19 protein-coding genes are annotated in these 23,320 nt (G+C 68.6%); 8 read left to right on the forward strand and 11 right to left on the reverse strand.

The window, feature by feature from the left end; genetic code table 11:
- The first annotated feature begins 87 nt into the window (after positions 1–87).
- The 4 genes from IE075_RS04185 (at position 88) to IE075_RS04200 (ending at position 3,821) form a co-directional block, all read left to right on the forward strand.
- On the forward strand, positions 88–1,200 hold the full coding sequence (locus IE075_RS04185) for an alkene reductase (RefSeq protein WP_229792305.1): 1,113 nt from the start codon (positions 88–90) through the stop codon (positions 1,198–1,200).
- 331 nt (positions 1,201–1,531) lie between these two features.
- Positions 1,532–2,410, forward strand: a complete 879-nt coding sequence (locus IE075_RS04190; RefSeq protein ID WP_189453592.1) for a hypothetical protein — start codon at positions 1,532–1,534, stop codon at positions 2,408–2,410.
- Entirely contained in the window at positions 2,407–2,919 is a 513-nt protein-coding gene (locus IE075_RS04195) for a phage holin family protein (RefSeq protein ID WP_189453595.1), read from the forward strand. Before IE075_RS04190 ends, IE075_RS04195 begins: the two co-directional genes overlap by 4 nt.
- The gene (locus IE075_RS04200; protein ID WP_189453596.1) at positions 2,916–3,821 is read left to right on the forward strand and encodes a DUF3618 domain-containing protein; all 906 of its coding nucleotides are present in this window, start codon (positions 2,916–2,918) and stop codon (positions 3,819–3,821) included. The genes IE075_RS04195 and IE075_RS04200 overlap by 4 nt, the downstream gene beginning before the upstream one ends.
- 249 nt (positions 3,822–4,070) lie before the next feature.
- On the opposite strand, the gene IE075_RS04205 is transcribed toward IE075_RS04200, so the two are convergent.
- The 10 genes from IE075_RS04205 to IE075_RS04250 all read right to left on the reverse strand — a co-directional run bounded on the left by IE075_RS04205 (position 4,071) and on the right by IE075_RS04250 (position 17,369).
- Positions 4,071–4,352, reverse strand: a complete 282-nt coding sequence (locus IE075_RS04205) for a hypothetical protein (RefSeq protein WP_189453598.1) — start codon at positions 4,350–4,352, stop codon at positions 4,071–4,073.
- Between the two features lie 172 nt (positions 4,353–4,524).
- Positions 4,525–6,381 carry a carboxypeptidase regulatory-like domain-containing protein gene (locus IE075_RS04210; protein ID WP_189453600.1) on the reverse strand — a complete coding sequence of 619 codons (1,857 nt, stop codon included), beginning with the start codon at positions 6,379–6,381 and terminating at the stop codon, positions 4,525–4,527.
- Positions 6,381–8,540, reverse strand: coding sequence for a DUF4175 domain-containing protein (locus IE075_RS04215; RefSeq protein WP_229792306.1), 2,160 nt, complete (start codon positions 8,538–8,540; stop codon positions 6,381–6,383). Before IE075_RS04215 ends, IE075_RS04210 begins: the two co-directional genes overlap by 1 nt.
- A 50-nt stretch (positions 8,541–8,590) precedes the next feature.
- Positions 8,591–9,835, reverse strand: a complete 1,245-nt coding sequence (locus IE075_RS04220) for a BatA domain-containing protein (protein ID WP_189453602.1) — start codon at positions 9,833–9,835, stop codon at positions 8,591–8,593.
- Positions 9,832–10,731: a DUF58 domain-containing protein gene (locus IE075_RS04225; protein ID WP_229792307.1), complete on the reverse strand. Its 900-nt coding sequence runs from the start codon at positions 10,729–10,731 to the stop codon at positions 9,832–9,834. The genes IE075_RS04220 and IE075_RS04225 overlap by 4 nt, the downstream gene beginning before the upstream one ends.
- A 13-nt stretch (positions 10,732–10,744) precedes the next feature.
- On the reverse strand, positions 10,745–11,740 hold the full coding sequence (locus IE075_RS04230) for an AAA family ATPase (RefSeq protein WP_189453604.1): 996 nt from the start codon (positions 11,738–11,740) through the stop codon (positions 10,745–10,747).
- Positions 11,741–11,954: 214 nt separating this feature from the next.
- Entirely contained in the window at positions 11,955–12,656 is a 702-nt protein-coding gene (locus IE075_RS04235; RefSeq protein ID WP_189453606.1) for a DUF4159 domain-containing protein, read from the reverse strand.
- Positions 12,653–14,278, reverse strand: coding sequence for a TldD/PmbA family protein (locus IE075_RS04240; protein ID WP_189453609.1), 1,626 nt, complete (start codon positions 14,276–14,278; stop codon positions 12,653–12,655). Before IE075_RS04240 ends, IE075_RS04235 begins: the two co-directional genes overlap by 4 nt.
- 107 nt (positions 14,279–14,385) lie before the next feature.
- Complete coding sequence (locus tag IE075_RS04245) at positions 14,386–15,720, reverse strand: TldD/PmbA family protein (RefSeq protein WP_189453611.1); 1,335 nt, start codon at positions 15,718–15,720, stop codon at positions 14,386–14,388.
- Between the two features lie 20 nt (positions 15,721–15,740).
- Positions 15,741–17,369: a TldD/PmbA family protein gene (locus IE075_RS04250; protein WP_189453614.1), complete on the reverse strand. Its 1,629-nt coding sequence runs from the start codon at positions 17,367–17,369 to the stop codon at positions 15,741–15,743.
- A gap of 385 nt (positions 17,370–17,754) precedes the next feature.
- On the opposite strand from IE075_RS04250, the gene IE075_RS04255 reads away from it, so the two are divergent.
- The 3 genes from IE075_RS04255 to IE075_RS04265 all read left to right on the forward strand — a co-directional run bounded on the left by IE075_RS04255 (position 17,755) and on the right by IE075_RS04265 (position 20,431).
- Positions 17,755–18,555, forward strand: a complete 801-nt coding sequence (locus IE075_RS04255; protein ID WP_229792308.1) for an SDR family oxidoreductase — start codon at positions 17,755–17,757, stop codon at positions 18,553–18,555.
- Positions 18,556–18,701: 146 nt separating this feature from the next.
- The gene (locus tag IE075_RS04260; RefSeq protein WP_189453618.1) at positions 18,702–19,748 is read left to right on the forward strand and encodes a mechanosensitive ion channel family protein; all 1,047 of its coding nucleotides are present in this window, start codon (positions 18,702–18,704) and stop codon (positions 19,746–19,748) included.
- A 161-nt stretch (positions 19,749–19,909) separates the two neighbouring features.
- Positions 19,910–20,431, forward strand: a complete 522-nt coding sequence (locus tag IE075_RS04265) for a hypothetical protein (protein ID WP_189453621.1) — start codon at positions 19,910–19,912, stop codon at positions 20,429–20,431.
- Between the two features lie 54 nt (positions 20,432–20,485).
- On the opposite strand, the gene IE075_RS04270 is transcribed toward IE075_RS04265, so the two are convergent.
- Positions 20,486–21,727, reverse strand: coding sequence for an acyltransferase family protein (locus IE075_RS04270; RefSeq protein WP_189453623.1), 1,242 nt, complete (start codon positions 21,725–21,727; stop codon positions 20,486–20,488).
- 255 nt (positions 21,728–21,982) lie between these two features.
- Between IE075_RS04270 and IE075_RS04275 the strand changes: the two genes are divergently transcribed.
- Entirely contained in the window at positions 21,983–23,266 is a 1,284-nt protein-coding gene (locus tag IE075_RS04275; protein ID WP_189453626.1) for a sensor domain-containing phosphodiesterase, read from the forward strand.
- The last annotated feature ends 54 nt before the right edge of the window (positions 23,267–23,320 follow it).

Raw genomic sequence — 23,320 nt, forward strand, 5'->3', positions numbered from 1 at the left:
GTTGCATCGGCTGCTCTCGTGCCGGCTGCCGGTTGCCCTCACCCGGGAAGGACCGCTGGCTTCGACTGGCCCTTTCAGGAAACCCGCATGACATCGACCGATCGCACGACACCTTCTCTGTTCGACCCGGCCCGCTTCGGAGACCTGGAGCTCGCAAACCGCGTGGTGATGGCGCCGCTGACGCGCAACCGCGCTGTGGACGGCCGCGTCCCGACTCCGCTCGCCGTCGACTACTACGCCCAGCGCGCGAGCGCAGGGCTCATCATCACCGAAGCCACGCAGGTGGGCCCGCTCGGCCAGGGCTACCTCGACACGCCGGGCATCTACTCGAGCGAGCAGATCGAGGGCTGGCGAAAGGTCACCGATGCCGTGCACGCACGCGGCGGCCGCATCGTGGTGCAGCTCTGGCATGTGGGGCGCATCTCGCACACCAGCCTGCTGCCCGAAGGCGAGGTGCCTGTCGCGCCGAGTGCGATCCGTGCAGAAACGAAGACGTTCACCGCCGAGGGCTTCGTGGATGTGTCCGAGCCGCGCGCGCTCGAGCTCGATGAAATCCCCGGCGTTATCGAGGAGTTCCGGCGTGCGGCGCGCAACGCGATCGAGGCGGGCTTTGACGGAGTCGAGGTGCATGCCGCAAACGGCTACCTCATCGATCAGTTCCTGCGCGACGGCAGCAATCGCCGCTCGGATGCATACGGTGGGGATATCGAAGGGCGCACGCGGCTGTTTTCCGAAGTAGTCCACGCGGTCACAGGGGAGATCGGCGCCGGTCGTGTCGGTGTTCGCATCTCGCCGGTCACAGGCTCGAACGACGCAAATGACAGCAACCCACAGCCGCTGTTCGAGCGCGCGCTGGAGCGCGTGGCTCCGCTTGGGCTGGCTTATGTCCACATCATTGAGGGCGAAACGGGCGGCCCGCGTGACGCGGCGCCGTTCGACTACAAAAGCCTCCGTGCGAAGTTTCCCGGCGCCTGGATCGTCAACAACGGCTACGACCGCGAAATGGCGATTGGCGCGGTGGCATCGGGCGACGCCAATGCAGTTGCGTTCGGCGTTCCCTTCATCGCCAATCCGGACCTCGTCCGCCGACTGCAGGAAAACGCGCCGCTCAACGCAGCAGACCGCAGCACGTTCTATGGCGGCGGCGCACAGGGCTACACCGACTACCCGACCCTGGAAGACGCGACGGCGAACGCATGATGCGTGCTGAAGCTCGAGCATTTGATTCGATCACGCAGCGAATGGCCTTCATCTCGCCTTGATCTAAACGGCCCGCTGCATTGCGGGCCTTTTTTTACGGGCTTGTCACCGGTCGCGGTCCATGCTGGGCACGGATCAGACTGCAGCACGCGACGTCGCATCCCGCCGCGTCACCGTCCTGCCTCGCCGGACCCGGCCGCACATGCGGCAGTTTCCGACGCCGGCCGGCCCGGCACAGCGTGAGTGATGCATCGCTGATCCACCCGGGCTATTGCCCGGGACCGGTCGCCGCAACGGCGGCGGCCTGCATCCCCCACAGCAGGAGGCATCTATGACCACACCCACGCAGAACCCAGGCGGTACGACCGACTCGCGTAACGGCGCGAACGGAGACCAGCTCAAGGAGCAGGCGACCCAGCTTGCCGGACAGGCGAAGGAAGAGAGCAAGCGTCAGCTTGAGAATGCGCGCCAGACCGGCGCCGAGAGCATCGAAAAGATTGCTCGCAGCGCACGCGCTGCAGCGTCGGAGCTCGAAGGCGACGACATCGGCGGCCTCTCGCAGTACATCGGCAACATGGCCGATGGCCTGAGCAGCTTCGCATCCCGGCTGCGCGACAAGAGCGGTGAAGAGATTGCCCAGGAGCTCGGCCGTCTTGGTCGTGAGAACCCCGGTCTCTTCGTTGCAGGCAGTGTTGCCGTCGGCTTCGGGCTCGCACGCTTTGCGCGCGCCACGTCCCCGGAAAACCGCACCTCGCGCAGCTCCAGCTCGAACAGCGACGAGTACTCCGTCGGCACCGGCTCCAACTACTCCAGCGGCTCCACTGCAGGCAGCGACCTCGCCTCTAGCGGCTACGGCTCCGCGAGCCTGGGCGCCACCGGCGGCGCAACGGCGACCGGCTCGAGCAGCACGGGCTCCAGCATCGGCGGCTCGACTTCCAGCATCGGCGGCATGTCGTCATCGTCTTCTTCCAATCTTTCCGGCTCCGCTTCGACGGGCAGCACCGGCGGCTCCAGCAGCCTCGGCAGCAGCACGAGCAACGCAGGCCTCAGCTCCGGTTCGACGACTGGAACGGGCGCCAGCGGCATCGGCAGCGGTACGACCGGCCTGAACAACTACTCCCCGGGCAGCAACCTCGCGTCCTCCGCGGGCACATCCGCGACGGATGACGCGAACCGCACGGGCAGTAATCGAGGAGGTACCAGCTCATGAACTATCGACCCAACGAAACGCCGCGCAGTGGCAACGGCAATGGCAATGGCCACGGCGCTAACTACAACTTCGACGACAGCCGCGACGACCAGATCCGCGTGACGCAGCGTGATACCGCAGGCGCCCCGGTCACCGACGCGTCGATCGGCACGCTCCTCCGCGAGCTTGCACACGAAGTTCCTGCCCTGCTGACCAAGGAAGTCGCGCTCGCCAAGAGCGAGATGCGCGAGAACCTGCAGGAGGTCAAGGAGGCCACGGCTTCGATCGCGACCGGCGGTGCCGTTGCTCTGTCGGGTCTTGTGATCCTGCTGATGGCGGTGGTCTACGCGCTCAGCAACGTCATGGCGCCGTGGCTTGCGGCCCTGCTCGTCGGCGCCGGCGCCCTGCTCATCGGCTTTGCGATGGTCTCGGCAGGCAAGAAGAAGATGGACTCGAGCGCGCTGAAGCCCGACCGCACGGTCGACTCGCTGCGTAAGGACAAGAACGCCATTCGTGGAGGGACGCAATGAATACACAGGACAATATCCGCGCCGAATCCCATAAGGACCCGGCACAGCTCGAACGCGAAATCGATCAGAAGCGCGGCAACATCGAGCAGATCGTCTCGGCCCTCGAAAACCGTCTTTCGCCGAGCGAGATGTTCGACCGCGTGATGCGCAGTGGCGGCGGCAAGGAGTTTGCGAGCAACCTTGCGGACACCGTGAAGGCCAACCCGGTCCCGGCGCTTCTGACCGCTGCCGGTCTGGTGTGGCTGTATGCCGGCCGCAATGACTCGCCGGCGACGCGCAGCACGTCGTACCGCACGTCGACCGCCTCCCCGTATGCCGCGACTGCGTACGGTTCGAGCGATTTCGACACCACGTCGACCTACGAGTCCAGCAGCAGCGATTCGTCGGGCATGCGCGACAAGATCCACGCCGCGCGCGACAAGATCAGCTCCGCGGGCAGCCGCGTCAGTGAAGGCACGCACAATATGGCCACTTCCGTTCGTGACCACGCAAGCAGCGCCGCAGGATCGGTCCGTGACCGCGCCAGCAGTGCCGGCCAGTCTGTGAAGCACGGTGCTCGCCGCGCGAACGATGGCATGCAGCGTCTGCTCAACGAGAACCCGATGGCCGCCGCCGGCATCGGTATCGCGGTCGGCGCCCTGCTCGGTGCACTGATGCCGGTCACCCGCAAGGAAGACGAGCTGCTGGGTCAGCACAGCGACCGTCTGACCGGCAAGGCGAAGGAATTCGCCCGCACGGGCGCCGACACGATCAAGGACGCCAGCCGCGAGGTGACCTCGCCGCAGGGCGGTGATTCGCAGGGAGCAAGCAGCGCGTCGAGCACTCCGGTCACGCCGAGCGCGGTGACCGGTGCATCGACGACCTCGAGTGCGTCGTCGGGCGCGGCATCGCGACCGCACTGACGGGCTCCGGAGCCGGATGCGTCGCGCGTCGTGGTCGCGTGCGGCGCATCCGCCTTCGTCATCGACTGAGAACGCGCGGAAACGCGCGTTCTTTTTTTGTGCCAAGCGAAACCTCTATTTCGCGACGCCGCGGCTGCCGACCTGCTGGCGCGCGCCGTCGACGTCAGGCGTCGTCGCGCCGCCTGCGCCGCCTCGTCCACGTTGAGGGCGCAGGCCTCACGGGCGCCCTGCGCTTGCCCAGGACGGCTGCTATGGGGCCGTCCCAGACCAGATCTTGAACCCGAACCACGCCAAGACGACGGCGCCGAGCACGCGCCGGAACGGGCTGTCGCCGCGCGCGAGCTCAAGATACGCCCACGTGAACATGAAGCCGTCCGCGAACGCATCGCAGAGCCTTTCGGCATGCCCCGGCGGAATCAGCCACGCGGCGACGCGAAGCACGAGCCAACCGATCAGCGGCACGTTGGGCAACTGACCGATGACGACACGACCGTCGCGGTCGCGGAAGAAGCGCGGAGTCGAAGGGGACATAGCGCCAGACGGCTGTGGGCGGACTGCGAGTCTGGCGCGGCGCGGATGCAGCGAGTGTCGTGGCGCGGTGCCTCCGCGTTGAGTCGAACAAGAAGTTCTCGAACGACCGGCCGGCCACGCACGACTCACCGGATACGTTTCGCTCCACAGTTGCAACGACGCGCGGGCAGCATCAGGCAGGCCGTCCGATACGCGAACGCTCGAACCACCAAACCGCCGCGCTGACGAGCAGCCAAGCGAGCCACCAGGGCCAACGCGGACCGGCGTGCATCGGTCCAGCCGCGGGCCCGGCGGGCTGCTGCTCCGGTTGCCTTGCAGCGAGCTGCAGTGTCGCGTCCCGACGTTCGAGCGCGCGCGCACCGGCAAGCTCGTTTGCCCGGCGTACATGGAACAGCTGTGCCTGCTCCCTCGAGTGGAGGCGATGCCAACCGCCGAGCCTTGGAAAATAGGCGGCGCAGCTGCGCGAGCCTGTGGCTGGATCAATGGTCAACGCAGTTGCTTTGCCGTCCGGCGCCATTACACGTGCGTCAGAGCCGACGCGGCACAACGTCATGCGTTCGCCGACCGGGCCGGCGCCGCTGATCTCGATGCGGGTGCCTGAGTGCGCGCGCGCAAGCGTTGCCAAGGCGTGGCTCCACAGTTCGGCGTGGAGGTCGCCGCGCCCTCCGAGGACAAGACGGTGGCTGTCGACCAGTGATGAGACGGCGATGCGACCCCGCCCTTCTCCGCGCCAGATGGCGACCGGCGTACCGTCGCTGCCGGCATGCAGCGTTGCGCCGTCCGGTGCGCGAATCCGCAGCGTGCGCCTCGTGAGCACGGGTACCTCGGGCACGTCTGCCTCGCGGCCGAGCGGCGCGTCGGGCGTTCCCGGGCCGAGTCGCGCGCGCAGCGCATCCGCATCGCCAAGGGCCGGAGCGAGCTGCACGTCCACGGCATCGCGGCCGCCGTCGACGCTGAATCCCAGCGCGCGCAGCCGGCGACGCTCGACCTCGGACGGCGCGGCCGTCACACGGACCAGCATGCCGAGTCCGTTGCGGACCGCAGCCGCCAGCGCATCGCGCTGGGACTCGCCAAGGGACGACCAGGCCCGCTCATCGAGCACCACCACGTCGAAACGCGAGAGGCTGCTCTTGCTCAAGGAGATCGGCGGATCGCCGGCCTGCAATCCACCTCCCAGGTTGATCTGCGTGTGGAGAGGCACGCCGGCGTCCTCCGCCCAGCGCCGCAGGAACTTGAGTTCGGGACCCGGCGCTCCGCCGAGCATGAGCACACGCGGCGCGGAGGGCGTGGAGACCGAGACCGGGACGTCCACCGACTCGACGAGCCGCTTCTCCCCGTCGAACACCCGAAGCCCCCAACTCGCAGCACCCGGCGTCCGCGCCGTCGCGCTCAAGGTGAAGCCGCCGTCGCGCCCCAACGGCACCCGGTCCGTGCGACGCGACGCAGGATCGACGAGCTCGACCACGGCTCCAGGCACGCCGTGCACGCGGCCGCTGACGCCGAACGCCCCGCCAACGGCAACCTCTTGGGGTGCATCGAGCTCGACCACGCCGCGCGGGAGCGACAGCGGCTCGAACACGATCGAAAGACCGCGGGCCGCGTCCCGATCGCGCGCCTCGAGACCAGCGCCGAGCACATGCACCCGGGTCGCCTCCGGATGACGGCGCACGGCCGTCGCGAGGTCGGGCGTTCGCCGGCCGCCGGGCAATGCCGGCGCCTCCGGCAGCGCAATGCGGACACCGCGTGGTGCTGCATCCCACTGCACCCGCGTCGTCCCCTCGGTCGCGACGACGAGCGTGGAGCCGCTTCCCTGCACGCTCGGCGGCAGCAGCGCCAGGTACAGGAGCGCGGCGCAGAGCGGCTGTGCGATGACGAGCAAGGCAAGCCGCCACGGGCGAATGCGCCTGGCAGGCGCTGCACGCCATTGCGCGAGAGACAGTCGGGCGATGGCCAGCAGTGCGGCGATGAGGAGCACGCACGCAACGACGACGTCGGCATGCGTGTCGAGCCAATCGAGCGTCTGGGCCATCACCGTGCACGCTCCTCGCGCAGTGCGTCGAGGTAACGGCGCCCGGCCTCGCCGGCACCGTCACGGCGCGGAACCGCGGCGGGCGGGCGCGGTAGCAGCGGCCACACCAGGGCCCGCAGTTCGCGCCGGCACGGCACGCAGCCCGGCGACGCGCGCAGCGACTCGATCGCGGCGACGAACGCGAGGGGATCGGCCGCCCGGTCCGGGTGCTCGCGGAGCCACCGTTCGAGCGCGGCGAAGTCGACCGCGCGTGGATTGTCCCCGGAGGTCGGCGTCTCATCGAGCGAGCGCCACAACGCGGCGAGCGTCGGGTCTGGCGCGGTCGCGGCGGTCAGCGGATCGGCCGGGCGGCTGAGACCGCCCCGCTCCCCGGTGAGGCGCCGGGATTCGTCGATCGGCGGAAGCTCCGGCCCGACGCGCGCGACGTAGATGCGGGTGGCCTGCTGGACCTGTTTGATGAAGCCGAGCGCCCGATTCGCGAACGGCAGCGCCTTGGCGGGCTCACCCTGGCGCAGGTGCAGCTCCGACTGCCACATCTGGTCCAGCGCGGCCTTGAGCGTCGTTCGGGTCCCCGGGTCGAGCAGCGTGGCCGCCTCCGCCTCGTCGTGGGTGTGGCCGAACTCGGCGAGCACGCCGCCGTCGCGACCGAAGGCGGCGGGCGGCGACTCGGACTCTTCGCCGTGGTCGTGGCCGGCGGCGTGGCCGTGCTCGTCCCGGGGGGCGCCTGCAGGGCCGGCGTCGTCGTGATCGCCCGCGGACTCTCCTTCGGCGGGCGCGTCGTTGGTCGGAAGCGGCGGCGGCGCGGGCTCGCCTTCCGCTTCTTCGCCGAGAAACTGCCCGTAGCGCAGCCGCAGGATGCGCTGATCGACACCGATCGCGTCGCTGCGCTGCACGAAGCGCTCGGCGTCGAGCGAACGCCGCTGTTTCAGCAAGGCTTCGGCGTCGATGATGATCTGGCGCTGACTGCGGAAGTACGCGGGCAGCGTCTTCTTGACCATGCCGTCGAGGCCGGTGGTCTCGGTGCCGAGGTCCGAAGGCCATCGCAGGATCAGGCTCGCGCTGCGCGCGGTCTGGGGCGACGGCGTGCGGTTGTCGGCGATCGCGAACCGCACGATGAGGTCGTCGCCCGATGCGAAGCCGAGGGACGCCAGGTCGAGCCTCTGCGCAAAACGCCTCCGGCTGGGCAGCCCGCTTCCCCGCAGGCTCACCGAGCGCTCGCGGAACGTGATGGTCTCGCCGCTGCCCTGAGCCAGGGTGATCGTCAGCGTGCCGGTCGGGGACACGCCGTAGTCGTCGTCCGCCTCGAAGGCCACCGCCCAGTGCCGCTGACCGGGCGTGACGAGACTCAGGTTGCGGTCGGGCTCCAGCACACGCACCTGCGGCGCGCGATCGGCGACGGCGTCGAGCCGGTGACGCGCTGCGGGGTGCAGCGGCGGCGCCGCGCGATCGAGTTCGATGCGGTAGAGCGCCGAGCGCACGAGCACATCGCGCGCGCGCCAGTCGTCGCCGTCGCGCGCGAGCTCGACGCGCCGCCCGTCGTGGAACACGAGCGACGCGGCTTCCGGTTGAGGGTCGAAGCGCAGCGTCCAGTGCAGCCGCGTGCCCGCAGGCGCCTTTGCGCTCAGATCCGAGCCCGCCCGCGCCGCCTGCCTCGTGTACGCGGGCGGCTCGACACCCAACTGCGCCGAGGCGAGGCGCGTGCGGGTCGGCGCGACCGGTCCACCGCCAAGCAGCGCGACTGCGTTTTCGACCGTCACCGGCCTCGCGGAGGGCCACATCGCGACTGCCGCAACCAGAAACGCAGCCATGACGAGCCCGACCGCACCGGGCCCGAGCGACCACGGCGGACGCAGGTCCAGCAGCGGTCCCGACTCGACCCGCGCCTGCACACGCGCCTGCTGCAGACGCTGCAGCGGCGACAGCGGCGCTGAGGAGGCCAACAGAAGATCGGTGCTGTCCTCGAAGTCCGGTCGGCGCGCGTCGAGTTCGGCCACGAGCCAGCGGTCGTCGAAGCGGCTTGCACGACGGCGGGCGACCAGAGCCGCAGCACCGGCTCCGAGCGCGAGCAGAACGACTGCGGCCGCGGGGCTGCCCCACTTGGCAGCGACAGCAGTGACGACCACGAGGCCGGGCAATGCGAGCCAAGCCGTGTCGGCCACGCTGCGCCGCCGAGCGGCACGCTGGACCCCGCGAAGCGCCGTCACCGCGCTCACGGCTCGCCCCCGCGGCGACGTCCGCTGGCCATGGCGCGCTCGACGAGAAGCATCAGCGCCGCCAGCACGATAAGCCAGGGCGCCAACTCGCGCGGAGACGACAGATACGCAGCCCCGCCCACCGCCGGCGCGTGGTCCTCGGCGCGCACCCGCGCCGGCGCGACCGGCAGCGGCTCGAAAAGCGCTCGAAGCTGGACGGCGAATGCGCCGTCGAGCAGCACCGGCATCGACGCGGGCGCCAGCTCACGCGTGAAGCGGAGCGACCGGCCGCGCCCGTACGCGACTTCCTCGAGGGTGGGCTCGCCGGACTCGTCCCTCCAAAGCACGCGCGCCGGCGCCACCGCGCAGGGGGTTGCAGCCGCGTCGAACAGCGCGACGCCGCCGGCCCGGATCCAGGCGCATACCGCCGGCGGGACGTCGCCCGCGGCGAGCCAGATGAGGTGCTTCGCCGAAGCGGGCACCGTCTGCCCGGCGGGTGCGATGTCGTGCCGCTTCGTCGCTGCCTCGCGGCCACCTTGCCGCGGCGCGGGCTCCCAGGCCGCGAGCGCAGCGCGGATGTAGTGCAAGGCCGGTTCGGGGTCCGCCGCGTGCCGCACGCTGACCGCAGGTGGAAGATCGCGGACGCCTGGAGGCGCAGGCAGTGAACCGCCCTCTCCGGCCCGGTCCCGACCGACGGAAGCGCCGGACGGATCGGACGCCACCACGCGCCAATCGACCCGCCGAGTGAGCACGGGACGCGCCGCATCCACCCCGCCGAGCTCCGGCGGAACGAGCACCGTCAGCGCGACGGCGGGCGGCAGCGTGGCGTCCAGCTCGCGCAACAGGCTGGTCGGCGACGCGGACCCGGGCGTCACGACGCCGGGTCGGTTGTCGTCGTCGACCGCCGGGAAGCCGGGCTCGAGCCAATGCCAACGCGCATCGCGAGCGGCGGCGGTCGACCGATCCTCCGGCAGGGCGACGCCGGGCGCGACGACCACCCACGGCGTGCCATCCGATACGCCCTTGAGCACGGGCTGTGCAAGCAACAGTCCGACCAATACCACCAGCAGGACGCGGACGAGCAGCAACGGCCACTCGTCGAAGCGGATGCGGCGGCGCGGCTTCGGTTTGCGGGCCAGCCACCGGAGTGCGGCAAACATCGTGGGCCGATGCTCGCTGCGGCGCGCGAGATGAATCAGGAGCGGAAGCAGGACGGCCGCAAGCGCTGCGAGCCCTGCCGGCAACAGCAGTGCGAGGCTCATGCGCGCGGGGAGCCGAACAGCTGCTGCAGCGGCGCGTCGAGCGGCTCGTCGAGCACGTACTCGGCATGACGCACGCCGGCCGCATCAAGGCGCGCATGAAGCGCCTCGCGCGCCTGCGCAAATCGCTCGAGAAACTCGGCGCGCATGGCCGCGCCGTCGCCGAGCAGTTCCCGACCGGTCTCGGGGTCCCGAAAGCGACGCCCGCCCTCGAACGGAAAGTCGCGCTCCTCGGCCGCCAGAAGCTGAATCGCGACGACGTCCCGCCTGGCCGCGGCGAGACGGGTGAGCACCTCGACGGCGCCCGCGTCGAACAGGTCGCTCAGGAGCACGACCAGATCATTCGCGCGGATGCGCTCCCACAACGGCCGCAGCCGGGCATCGTGTGGCCACTGCCCGCTGGCATCGAGGCCGTTCAGCACGTGCCGCAGGCCGTCGCGTTGACGCGACGACGATGCCGGTGGCAACACGCGCAGCCCGTCCTCGTGCAACGTCGCGATGCCGATCCTGTCGCCCTGTCGCAGCGCCACGTCGATGACGCACGCGGCGATCGCTCTCGCCGCCGCCAGCCGTGACCACCCGGGCCGGGCCGCGTCCTCCTGCGCCATCGATCCACTGGCGTCAATCAGGACCCACACCGCAAGCGGGCTCTCCCGCTCGGCCTCACGTACGAAAAACCGGTCCGACCGGGCGTAGAGCTTCCAGTCGATCTGCCTGAGCTCGTCGCCCGGTTCGTACGCCCGGTACTGGGCGAACTCGAGGCCCGAGCCTCGGCTTCGACTCGCGTGCGCGCCGATTCCCTGCGTCCCGACTGCGTAACGGGCGCGCAGCCGCAGCGACTTCAGGCGCGCGCGCACGGCCGGCGGGATCAACTCGTCAGGCGGCGGGGCCGGACTCACGTCGAGTCTGAGATCAGGACGAGAGCGGTACGGCGCGCAGCACGGCGGCGACCACGTCGTCCGCCGACTTCTGTTCGGCCTCGGCTGCAAACGACAGCAGCAGGCGGTGGCGCATCACGGGCGCCGCCAGCACCGCGATGTCCTCGCGCGTGGCGGCAAAACGCCCGTGGAGCAGCGCACGCGCCTTTGCGGCAAGCACGAGCGACTGGCCCGCACGCGGGCCCGCGCCCCACCTCACCCAGTCGCGCACTTCGGCGGGCGCACCGTCGCCCGGCCGCGTCGCGCGCACGAGGCGGGTGATCCACGCAAGCAGCTCCGCCCCGACATGGACCTCGCGAACGCGCGCCTGCAGCGCGAGCACCTCGGCGCCGTCCATCACGCGCGGCACCTGCGCCTGGTGGATGCCCGTCGTCTGCTCGATGATCGTCTGTTCCTCGCGCTCGGTCGGATAACCGACGCGAATGTGCAGCAGGAAGCGGTCGAGTTGCGCTTCGGGCAGCGGGTACGTGCCCGCCTGCTCGAGCGGGTTCTGAGTCGCGAGCACGAAGAACGGCGACGGCAGCGGGTGCGTGACGCCTGCGTAGCTCACCGTGCGCTCCTGCATTGCCTCGAGCAACGCAGCCTGCGTCTTTGGCGGCGTGCGGTTGAGCTCGTCGGCCAGCAGCAGGTTGGTGAACACCGGGCCGGGCTGGAAGCGGAAGCGGCGATGTCCCGTGCCGTGGTCCTCCTCGAGCAACTCGGTGCCGAGGATGTCGCTCGGCATGAGGTCCGGCGTGAACTGCACGCGCCGGAACTGCAGTTCGAGGGCCTGGCCGAGTGAGCGCACGAGCAGGGTCTTGCCGAGCCCGGGCACGCCTTCCAACAGGCAATGCCCGCCGGCCAGCAAGCCGATCAGCAGCTGCTCGACCACATCGTCCTGGCCGACGATCGCCTGCGCGATGGCCTCGCCCAGCGTGCCGAGGCGCGCGAGCTGGGCTTGGAGGTCGGTGTCGGTCGGCGCTGCGTTCATCGCGATCCTGCGTTCTTAAATAGGTGGCCCGGGAGAGCAACGCGCATTGCGCCGCTCACCGAAACGGTCCGGAAGTCCGGCCAGTTCTTCGGGGCGCGAACGGGTCTGAGTGCGCGGGACAAGAACCGGCATCTGCCGATGCGCCTGATCTCAGGTCGCGACACCTGGGCCGCGGCGTCGCTGTCGTCATCGGCGGTTCGGGTGCCCGTGCACATCAGCTGTTGAGCGCATACATCACGATGTTCACCGCGAACTTCGTGTTGTCCTCGGCGAGGAAGCGCTTGTTGCGCCAGTCGTAATCCCACTCGCAGCCGTAGTCCTTGTTGCTGTAGAGCAGACCGAGCCGGCCGTCGATCGTGATGCCCTTGAGGTACTCGTGGACGAGGTCGTCGCCCCACCCGTTGAGCTCGAAGCCCGTGGCCGGCGGCCCGTCCGGAAACTTGAAGAAGCTGCGGTACAACGCATGCGTGTTCGGCAGCGTCTTCAGTGCCTTCGGACCGAAGATCGACGCCATCTGTGCTTCGAACGACTTCGCGAACAGCCCGTCGATGTCGTGGTTGCAGTCGTCGACGAGCACGAAGCCGCCGTTGCGCACGTAGCGCTCGAAATTGCGCCGCTCGACCGGGTTGAACTCCACGAGCTTGTGGCCCGCGAGGTAGCAGAACGGCGCGTTGAACACCTTCGGGTCCGCGAGCGCGACGACGTGCTCCTTCGGATCCACGCGCAGGTTCGTGTAATCGATGAGCGCGGTGATGAGGTTCGCCGGCATGCGCGCATCGACGTCCCAGTCGCCCGAGTCGTACTTGAGGCGGGTGAACCAGAAGTCGTACGCCCCCGCTGCGCTACGCGCGATCGACGGCAGCATCGCCCCCGCGGCGCCAGCGAGCATCAAGCGAAGGAACTGCGCGCGGTTCATATCGAGCGCGCGGTGTTGATCACGTTGACGCCGTCGAAGCGCGCCGTGCTCGAGCCGTGCGACACCGCCGACACCTGGCTCGGCTGGCCCTTGCCGTCGAAGAACGAGCCGCCGAGGCGGAAATCGCGCTCGTCGCAGATCGCGGTGCACGCGTTCCAGAACTCCGGCGTGCGGATCTGGTACGCGGCATCCTCGACGAGCCCGGTCACCTCGCCTTTCTTGATCTCGTAGAACAGCTGCCCGCCGAACTGCGCGTTGTAGCGCTGCTGGTCGATCGAGTACGAACCGCGCCCGTGGATATACAGGCCGTTCTCGACGCCCTTGACCATGTCGGCAACGCTGAGCGGCTTCGTGCCCGGCATCAGCGACACGTTCGCCATGCGCTGGAACTGCACGCTCGACCACGAATCCGCATAACTGCAACCGTGCGACTCGGTGTGCCCGAGGATGTGCGCTTCGTCGCGCGTGGCCTGATAGTCGACGAGGATGCCGTCGCGGATCAGGTGCCACTCGCGCGTCTTGACGCCCTCGTCGTCGTAGCCGACCGCGCCGAGGCTGCCGGGCCGCGTTTTGTCGGCGACGAAATTCACGATGTCGCTACCGAAGCGGTAGCCCTGCTCGCGCTTGTCGAGCGTCGCGAAGCTCGTGCCCGCGTAGTTCGCCTCATAGCCGAGCACGCGATCGAGTTCGAGCGGATGGCCGACGTTCTCGTGGATCGTGAGGAACAGGTTCGACGGGTCGATCACCAAGTCGTACTTGCCCGGCTTCACCGACGGCGCCTTGAGCTTCGCGCGTGCATCGCGCGCCGCGGCAACGGCGTCCTCCATCACGTCGTAGCTTGTGCCGTAACCGACCACGCCGCCGGGAAGCTCGAAACGCCCGGCCTTGTCACCGTCGAGGTACTCGTAGCCCAGGCCCATCGGCGCCGAGAGCCCATTGCGCGTGCGGAACTTGCCGCTGGTCTTGTCGACGGCCGTTGCGGTAAGAGGAAGCCAGATGCGGTGCACGTCCTGGTCGATGTAGCTGCCGTCGGTCGACGCGAAATACTTCTGCTCGTTGACCACGAACAATGTTGAATTGAAGAAGTCCGCCCCCGCCTTCATCGCGGCTGCATTGACGCCGAGAAGCAGGTCGACTTTCTCGCCGATCGGCACGGCCATCGCATTCTTTCGGATGGGCGTGGCCCAGCGCACCTCGCCGACGCCGCGCACGGGCGCGAGTTCGACGCGGCGCGTCTGCGACTTCGCGTTTGCCCGCGCGATGCTCGCGGCAAGGCGCGTGGCCTCGACCACGGCTTCCGGCGTCTGCACGTGCGTGGCGGCGAAACCCCATGCGCCGTCGAGCAGTACGCGCACGCCGACGCCGGCGGACTCGCCGTTGACGACGTTTTCCACGCGGTCCTCGCGGGTGATCACCGACTGCCGCAGGTAACGCCCGATGCGCACGTCGCTGTACGACGCGCCGGCTTCGCGCGCGGCCGTCAGTGCCGCATCGGCGAGGCGCTTGCGACGCGCGGTGTCGACAGGTTCGAGCAGCGTCTCGGCGGCAACAGCGCGGCCGAACGGCAGCATCAGGCCCGCTAGGCCGATGCCGGTGAAACTCAGGAATTCGCGACGTTGCACGGCATGCTACCCAAAAGCGCGGACTCGACGTTCCGGAAGTGCGCGCACGCACGAGGCGTGCGCTTCAGGGCCGGCGCCGCGCGTGCGGCGCCGGCCCGATGCCGTCGTCAGACCGCGTCCGACAACGAGGTGAAGGTGAAATCGCGCAGCTTCATCGCGGGGATCATCATCACGAACGAGCCGTCACCGTCGGACACGCGCACCGGACGGCCGAGTTCCTCGATGTTGTTGAGCATGATCACCGGCGACTCGTTGAAGCGGAAGTTCTTCACCGGGTGCTTGATCTTGCCGTTCTCGATGTAGAACGTGCCGTCGCGCGTGAGGCCCGTCAGCAGCACGGTCTGCGGATCGACCATGCGGATGTACCACGTGCGGGTCACGAGGATGCCGCGGTCCGTGCTCGCCACGAGCTGCGCCGTGCTCTTGTCGCCGCCGGCCATGAGCAGGTTGCCGGGCTGGCCGACCGCGCGCTGGCCCTGCTTCTGCGCCCAGTAGCGCGAGTACTGCAGCGCGGCGATCTTGCCGTCCTTGACGATGTCCATCTTCTCGCGCGGCAGGCCCTCGTTGTCCCACGGCATGGCCGGCGCGCGCGGATCCCACGGGTCCGCGTTGATCTGCACGCGCGGGTCGTAAACCTGCTCACCGATCTTGTTGCCGCCGCCCTTCTTCGACAGGAAGCTGCGGCCCTCATCGGCCTGGCGTGCGTCGAAGAAGTTCATCATGAACGAGATGAGCCCGGCGGCCGCGGCCGGCTCGAGGATCACCGTGTACTTGCCTGGCTCCAGCGCCTTCGCATCGGCCGACTCGGTCGCCTTGCGCATCGCGATGCGGATGTCGGCATCGGCCTTGAACTCGTCGGCATCCTTGACGTTGCGCGCGACCCAGCCCGAGCCGCGGCCGTCCTCGGTGCGCACGGTGCAGGTGTAGTCAAACTTCGTGCCGCGCTGGTAGCCGAAGTTGCCGTTGCTGTTCGCGAACGCGACGAAGCTCTGGCCATCTTCGAGGAAGCCGGCGGCGACGAGCTTCTCCGCCTTGCACGGCGCGATCGAGTCGGCCGCGACCTGGGCGCGGAACTCGGGCGTGATCGCCGCGGTCGATGCGCTGAACGTCGGGCTCGCCTTGTACGTCTGCTTGCCGATCGCCGGCATGAACTCGGGGTTTTCCGGCGCGAGCTTCGCGAGTTCCTCGGCGCGGCGCACGACGCGCTCGAGCGAGGCGTCGTCGAACTCGTTGATCGTCGCCGTGCCCACGCGCTTGCCGTAGGCCACTTCGACGCCGAGCTCGGTGTTGTCGACGATGCCGCTGGTGGAGATGTTGTTGAGTGCGAAACGCACGTTGCCGTCGACGGAGCCCGTCAGCGACGCGGTGCACTGGTCGGCCTTGCAGAGCTTGATGACCTTGTCGAGGATCGCGCGGGCCTGCTCTTCGGTGTAGATGCTCATGTTCGATGTCCTCGCGCGGCTCAGCCGAGATTACGGGCGGTGTTGATGACGTTCATGCCGTTGAAGCGCGCGGTGCTCGAACCGTGCGAGACCGCCGAGACCTGGCTCGGCTGGCCCTTGCCGTCGAAGAACGAGCCTCCGAGGCGGTAGTCGCTCTCATCGCAGATGCCGGCGCAGGCGGTCCAGAACTCCGGCGTGCGGATCTGGTAGGCCACGTCCTCGATCTGGCGCGTGATCTCGCCCTTCTTAATCTCGTAGAACAGCTGGCCGCCGAACTGCGCGTTGTAGCGCTGCTGGTCGATCGAGAACGAACCGTCGCCGATGATGTAGATGCCGTCCTCGACGTCTTTGATCATGTCCGCGACGCTGAGCTTCTGCTTGCCCGGCTGCAGCGACACGTTCGCCATGCGCTGGAACTGCACGCTCGACCACGAGTCCGCGTAGCAGCAGCCATCGGACTCGGTCTTGCCGACGATGTGCGCCTGGTCGCGGATGGTCTGGTAGTCGACGAGCTTGCCTTCGCGCACGAGGTCCCAGCGCTTGGTCTTGACGCCCTCGTCGTCGTACGCGACCGCGCCGAGGCTGCCGGTCTGCGTCTTGTCGGCCACGAGATTGACGATCTCGCTGCCGTACTGGAAGTTTTCCTTGCGCTTGTCCAGAGTCGCGAAGCTGGTTCCCGCGTAGTTCGCCTCGTAGCCGAGCACGCGATCGAGTTCGAGCGGGTGGCCAACGTTCTCGTGGATCGTGAGCCACGTATGCGAGGGATCCAGCACCAGATCGTACTTGCCGGGCTTGACCGACGGTGCGGTGAGCTTGGCCTTCGCCTGCTTCGCCGCGGCCACGGCGTCTTCCATCATGTCGTACGACAGGCCGTAGTTGACCACGCCGTTCGGCGAGACGTACTTCTGAGACTTGTCGCCGTCGAGGTATTCGTAGCCCAGGCCCATCGGCGAGGACAGGCCGTCGCGGGTGCGGAACTTGCCCGTGGCCTTGTCGATCGCGGTAACCGTCATCGGCGCCCAGATGCGGTGCACGTCCTGGTCGATGTAGCTGCCGTCGGTCGAGGCGAAGTACTTCTGCTCGTTGACGAGGAACAGCATCGAGTTCACGAAGCTTGCGCCGGCGTTGATCGCCGCGGCATTCACGCCCAGGAGCAGGTCCACCTTGTCCTTGAGCGGCACTTCGAGTGCATTTTTCTTGATCGGCGTCTTCCACGACACGTCGCCGTACCCCGGCGCCTTGGCGAGCTGCACCGGCTCGGACTGCATCTTCGCGTTCGCCTTTGCGATCGCCGCCGCTTGCTGGGCGGCATTCGCGACGCCCTTGCTCGTCAGGTCGTTCGTCGCCGCGAAGCCCCAGGCGCCGTTGACGAGCACGCGCACGCCGACGCCGGTCGATTCGGTGTTGACCACGTTCTGGACCTTGTCCTCGCGCGTGACGACGTACTGGTTGAGGTAGCGGCCGACGCGGACGTCGCAGTAGGAGGCACCGGCCGACGTCGCCGCGGCGAGCGCGGTGTCGGCAAGCGCCTTCTTCTTGGCGACGTCGATCGGCACCAGCAGCGCCTCCGCGGCGATGGCCCGGCCGAACGGCAACATCAGGCCGGCCACCCCGATGCCCGACATCGTCAGGAATGAACGTCGATCCACGTGATCTCTCCCCAGAAGGGCCCGCGAGGCAACCCGGCGGTGCGGCGGGCATGAAGGTGCGAAGCGCACCGACTGTGCGGATCGCGTGAGAGCAGCGTCAAGTGACCTTTGGGCTACGAGCCGCACGCATTTGCGGCCGGCAATGCGAATCGCCGGATCGGGCGTAGCGCCGGCTGCGTCCGGCCGTTCGCGTAGGGCGAACTGCATGACCCGCCGCCCCCGGTCTCGCCGTGTCGTTCCGTAGCCGTTGCGACCGTGAACGGTCAGAGGCGGGCAATCGACACGATTGGCAGCAATGCACGCTGCATGTCGAACGCCGCCACCCTTTGCCCGTTCATCACGTTCGGTGCCTATAACCGGGTTCCCAGCATGCCGGAGCCTGCCCGTGCCGACGCCACCGCCGATCCAACCGCCCGATCCCCTACCCCTCAAGGGGCGCGTGGTACTGATCACCGGCGGCGCACAGGGCATCGGGCGTGGCATCGCTCAGGGCGTCCTCGGGGCTGGTGGGTCCGTCCTGATCGGCGACGCGGATGTTGAGGCGGGCGAGGCCTGCCTAGCCGAGTGGAACGTCGGCGAGGCGGCGCGCTTTCGGGAACTCGATGTTTCGAAAGAGACCTCGGTTCGCCGCTTCGTCGAGCACGGCACCAAGACCTTCGGACGCGTCGACGGCCTCGTGAACAACGCAGCGATTGCCGATCCCGATGCTGGCCCGCTCGAATCGCTGTCGCTGGCCGACTGGAACCGCTACATGGCCGTCAATCTCACCAGCGTGCTCCTGTGCTGCAGGCAGGCGCTGCCGAGCCTGCGCGAATGCGGCGGCTCGGTCGTCAACCTCGCATCGACGCGCGCACTGATGTCGGAGGCGGACACCGAGCCGTATGCGACCGCGAAGGGTGGCATCGTCGCATTCACGCATGCGCTCGCGATGAGCGCGGGCCCGGAGGTGCGCGTCAACGTGATCAGCCCGGGCTGGGTGCCGACCGAACAATGGCAGAAGCCGGGCGATCGCAAGCCCCCGAAGCTCACGCGCAAGGACCACGCACAGCATCCGGCCGGCCGCGCGGGGACTCCGATGGATATCGCGCACCTCGCGGTTTACCTGCTCTCCGAGCAGTCGGCGTTCGTGACCGGGCAGAACTTCGTGATCGACGGCGGCATGGTGCGCAAGATGGTCTATGCGTGAGGATCGGGTCGGGTGCGCTGCGTGGTGTCCACCAGCGGGCTGAGTTGGACCGAGGACATGAGGCGCGCGCCTCCGCCACGCGGACCCTGAAACATCGTTGACACCGGCTGGGCTAGCGTCGAGATCCCCGGCAGCGAGGCTCGCGCATGAAAGCACCCGATCCGAGACTCGACGCAGACGCTGTGCTCGCACGACTCATGGAAGACGTCGAACGCTGGCTCGCCGCGGCGCCGGTGTTCCTGATCGCGCTGGTGGTGATCGTTTTTGCGTGGATGATCGGCGGCTGGCTTTCGAAGCGGCGCGCGCTCGACCGTGTGGGCCGGCACAACCCGTTCCTGCGCGATCTCGCGCGCACCACCGTGCGCTGGGCGGTGACGCTGATCGGCGTCGTCATCGCGCTCGAAATTCTCAATGCAACTGCAATGGTCGGCGCCATCCTCGGCACGGCCGGCGTGCTCGGTGTCGCGCTCGGTTTTGCGTTCAAGGACATTCTCGAGAACTACCTAGCGGGCGTGCTGCTGAGTCTTCGCCAGCCCTTCTCGCCGCGCGACCTGGTCGAGATCGACGGCAACCAGGGCCACGTGATCGCGCTGACGTCGCGCGCCACCATCCTCATGACGCTCGATGGCAATCACCTCCGGCTGCCGAACGCGCTCGTGTTCCGCAGCGTGGCGCTCAACTACACGCGCAATCCCACCCGTCGCTTCGAGTTCGATGTGGGCATCGGCGTCGAGGAAGACCTGGTGCACGCCCAGCATGTCGGCATCGACGCGCTCCGCACGGTCCCGGGCGTCGTCGACTCACCGCCGCCCCGCGCCCTCGTGATGGCGCTGGGCGACTCCAGCGTGCAGATGCGCTACCACGGCTGGGTGGACCAGAGGTCGCACGATTACCTGCTGGTGCGAAGCGAGGCCGTTCGCATCGTCAAGGAAGCGCTCGATACCGAGAACGTGGACCTGCCGGAGCCCATTTACCGGCTCAAGCTCGACGGCGCGGGCCCGACGGTCTCGGCGGTCCCCGGCCCGGCCGCGCCGCCCTCCGCGGCGGAGGCGCCCAGCGTCGAGCGCCCCAAGCGCCCGTCCGGGCCCCCGATCGACACGCGCTCGACCGGCGATCTCACGGAGCAGATCGACCAGGAGGTGCGCAAGCGGGGCGGTGCCGACCTGCTCGATCACAACACGCCGCTGGAGTGACACGGTCGGACGTCGCTTGGAGGCTCGCTCGACGGTCTTCGACTAATGGCGCGACTTGGGCGTCTCCGCCCGCAACGAGCCTGCCCTTGAAACCACGGCCTTGAACACGTGCGCGGCCGCGCTAGCTGCTTCGCGTGACAGTACAGAGGGCGGCCGCGATCATGGGCGACCTCGGCGGTATCCCGCAGCGGGGCCGCGCCGCGTGCCCTGTCGAGGCCGATCACTTTCCCGCTGCGCCTGCACGTGCGCAGCGCTGCACCGGAGCTTCCATGTCGATCAATTCCAAGGCCCGCCGCGATGCCCGGCGCAAGCACGCGCCGCACGCGACGCGGCGCCCAGCCCCAATGCCCGCCCTCGCCCATTTGCTTGATCGCGACGAGGCCATCGTGGGGGGCATCGCGCAGCGCGACGGCGAGTACGTGTTTGTGTTCGGCGGCCGGGTGATCACGTCGACCGACAGCGCCGCCATGGCAATCGCCCTTCTCGACCGGGCGATCGCGGTGCATGCCTCACGCGACGTCGTTCTGCGCCGCCGCGTGTCCGAACCGCTGCTCACCGCAGCGACCCGCGAGGCAGCCGACGCCGGCCTGACGTTGGAGGCTCAGCTCGTCGCTCTCGAGGCCGAACGCATCGAGCACATGCAGAAGCGCAGCGAACCGGGCGCCGCGGGGCCCACGCACTGAGCCCCGCTTCCCGCTTCCCGCTTCGCGCGCCTTTACGCCGTGGTTCTGACTGCGTCAGGCCCGCGCAGGCGCCCGGCGCGGTCGGCCATCGCCGTCGGCACCCGCCCCGGAAGTCGGGCCGCGTGCGGCCTGCGGCAGCTTCAGGGCGGGCGGCGGCGCGCCGTTGAACAGGTACGACAGCACGAGCGAGCGCCTCACAAGACCGTGGTACAGCGCCAGCGATAGCAGCGTCGCCACCGTCAGCACGATCGCGAACTTCACCCCGGCGGCGAGCGCGATCGGCAGGAGCCACGTGGCCGTGACGATCACAATCAGGTGGTGGAACAGGTAGATCGAGTAGCTCGCGTCCGACAGGTAGCGGAACGTGGGCGACGGCCGGTCGGTGTAACGCCGGAACAGCGCGAACACCGCGCGGATCGCCATCCATGCGAGCAGGGCCTCGGACACGAGCGCCAGCGCCTTGCCGACGGTGCCCCCCTGCGTTTCGGCGTACTGCAGACCCGCCACGCCCACCAGCGCAAGCGCGACCGACCACACGGTGATGCGGGAGAACCGCGCGAGCAGGTCCGGCAGCATGCACAGCACGATGCCGACGAGGAAGAACGGCAGGTACGCCAGGATCGTCATCGGGCGGAAGACACCGAGCAGATGCTGCTGCGGCCACGGCGAGAACGCCGAGCCGAACGCGGCAATCGCCACCGGAGCCACGACCGCGGCGCCCAGCACAGTAATGAGCGCAAGCGTGTCGCCGTGCCGCGTGCGCGGCAGTTCCCACTCGCCGACGCGGCGCAGCACCGGGGCTGCAATCGTCGTCAGCGCGAAGTACACCGCGAGGCACCCCAGGAACCACAGGTGCGACACGAGTTCGCCGTCGACAAACGCAGGCATCAGCACCCCGCTGACGAACGGGGAGTCATCGTTCTGGACGAACCGCGCGACGAACCAAGCCTGCAGCACGTTCAGCGTGCAGAGCACCACAACGAGCGGTATCAATACGCGGCGCATGCGCTCGCTGAAGAAGACGCCGGTCGTGCGCTTACGCACGAGGTACATCGCGAAGAACCCGGCGATGACGAAAAACGCCGGCATGCGGAACAGGTGCAAGGTCGCAACCACGGCGTCCAGCCAAGGCAGTTGCTGCACGTCCTTCACCCGCCACGAGCCCGTGTCGTACGGTCGCGCTGAGTGCAGCACGAGGCCCAGCAGCATCAGCACGCTGCGCATCGCGTCGAGATAATGAAGCCGCGCATTGCCGGCCGTAGCCGTGCGCGCTGCTGAATGCGTCGTTGCAACCATGTCGATCGGTCCCTCGTAACCACTGCTATAGACGGCAGCGGATGCTGCACAAGGCCATCACACCGGATTCAGTCGTTTCCCCTTCACATGGTGCGGGTCTGAACGGCGTTCGCGGGGCGGCGACGTCGGTCTCACAGCTCTCCGGTTGAGAAAGGCCGGATGTAGCACGTACGTTACGTTTCTCTCTTATAGATCGCCGGATGGACCGCGGCGTCAGCAAGACCCGGGAGAACGGGAGTCAGGGGGAAATGAGCTATGGATCAACGCACGATCTCGACCGCATTGCCGGGAACGCCTGCTCAAGCGCCGGGCCTGCACGCTGAGCCGTCGCGCGCTGCGCTCGACGGGACCCAGGTGCCCTCGCTCGGGATGGCATTCAGCGACTTGGAGCGCGGTACGCCGGAGTTCCTGAACAGGCTCGTCTCCGCGGCCCGTGAACATCTGGATGCGGACATCGGCTTCCTGTGCGAGTTCGAAGGCTCGACCAAGGTCGTGCGCGCGACGTCGGGGCAGGTCCACGGCAACCCGGTGGCGCCGGGCACGTCGTATCCGCTCGAGCAGACGTATTGCCGTCGGGTTACACGTGGCGAGCTGCCCTCGATCGTGCAGGACGGCCGCAATGACCCCCGGGTGTGTGACCTCGCCATCACCCGCGATCTCGACATCGGCACTTACATCGGCGTCCCGGTCGAGCTGCCCGACGGCAGCCTCTACGGCACGCTGTGCTGCATCAGCCACGAGGTGGACCGCAGCATCCACGAGCGCGACGTGAAGTTCATGCGCGTGCTCGGTGCGCTGATCGGCAACGAACTTGGCGAGCGCCAGGCCGCCGGCGCGGCGCGCTCTGCCCGGATCGCGCGTGTTCGGTCGGCGGTGGACAACATGCGGATCGTGTTCCAGCCGATCGTCGAGCTCGACGGCGGCGAAGTCGTGGGCATGGAAGCGCTCGCCCGATTCGATACCGATCCCGTGCTCACGCCCGATCGGTGGTTCATCGAGGCCTGGGCGCTCGGGCTCGGCCAGGAGGTGGAACTTGCCGCGGTACGCGCCGCGTTGCGCCAGCGGTCGCGCATGCCCTCGCAGCTCTACATGGGCATCAATGCATCGCCTGCGCTGCTGCAATCGGGTGACCTCCTCACAGCGCTGCGCCAAGCCGGTGGCGGCGCGGTGCTGGTCGAGGTCACCGAGCATGCGGTGGTGAGCGAGTACGAGCCCCTGATGGCCGCGCTGGCGGCCTGCCGCGACTGCGGGGTGCGGATTGCCGTCGACGACTTCGGCGCTGGCTATTCCGGCCTGAGCCACGTCCTGCGCGTGCGGCCGCAGATCGTGAAGCTCGACATACAGCTCACGCGCGGCATCGACGAGGATTCGGCCAAGCAGGCGCTGGCGTCCGCGACGGTGGAGTTCGCGCGGCGTTCGCAGCTCGACATCGTGGCCGAAGGCATTGAGACCGAGGCCGAAGCGGCGATGCTGCGCGACATCGGCGTGCGGTACGGCCAAGGCTTCCACTTCGGCCGCCCCGCCCCGCTTCCGCACTGAACGTGTCCGGAGTGGCAGCGGCGCCGCCATCAGAGGCCGCGCCGAGCGCGGTAT

The sequence above is a fragment of the Cognatilysobacter bugurensis genome (assembly GCF_014652095.1).
GTDB lineage: Bacteria > Pseudomonadota > Gammaproteobacteria > Xanthomonadales > Xanthomonadaceae > Cognatilysobacter > Cognatilysobacter bugurensis.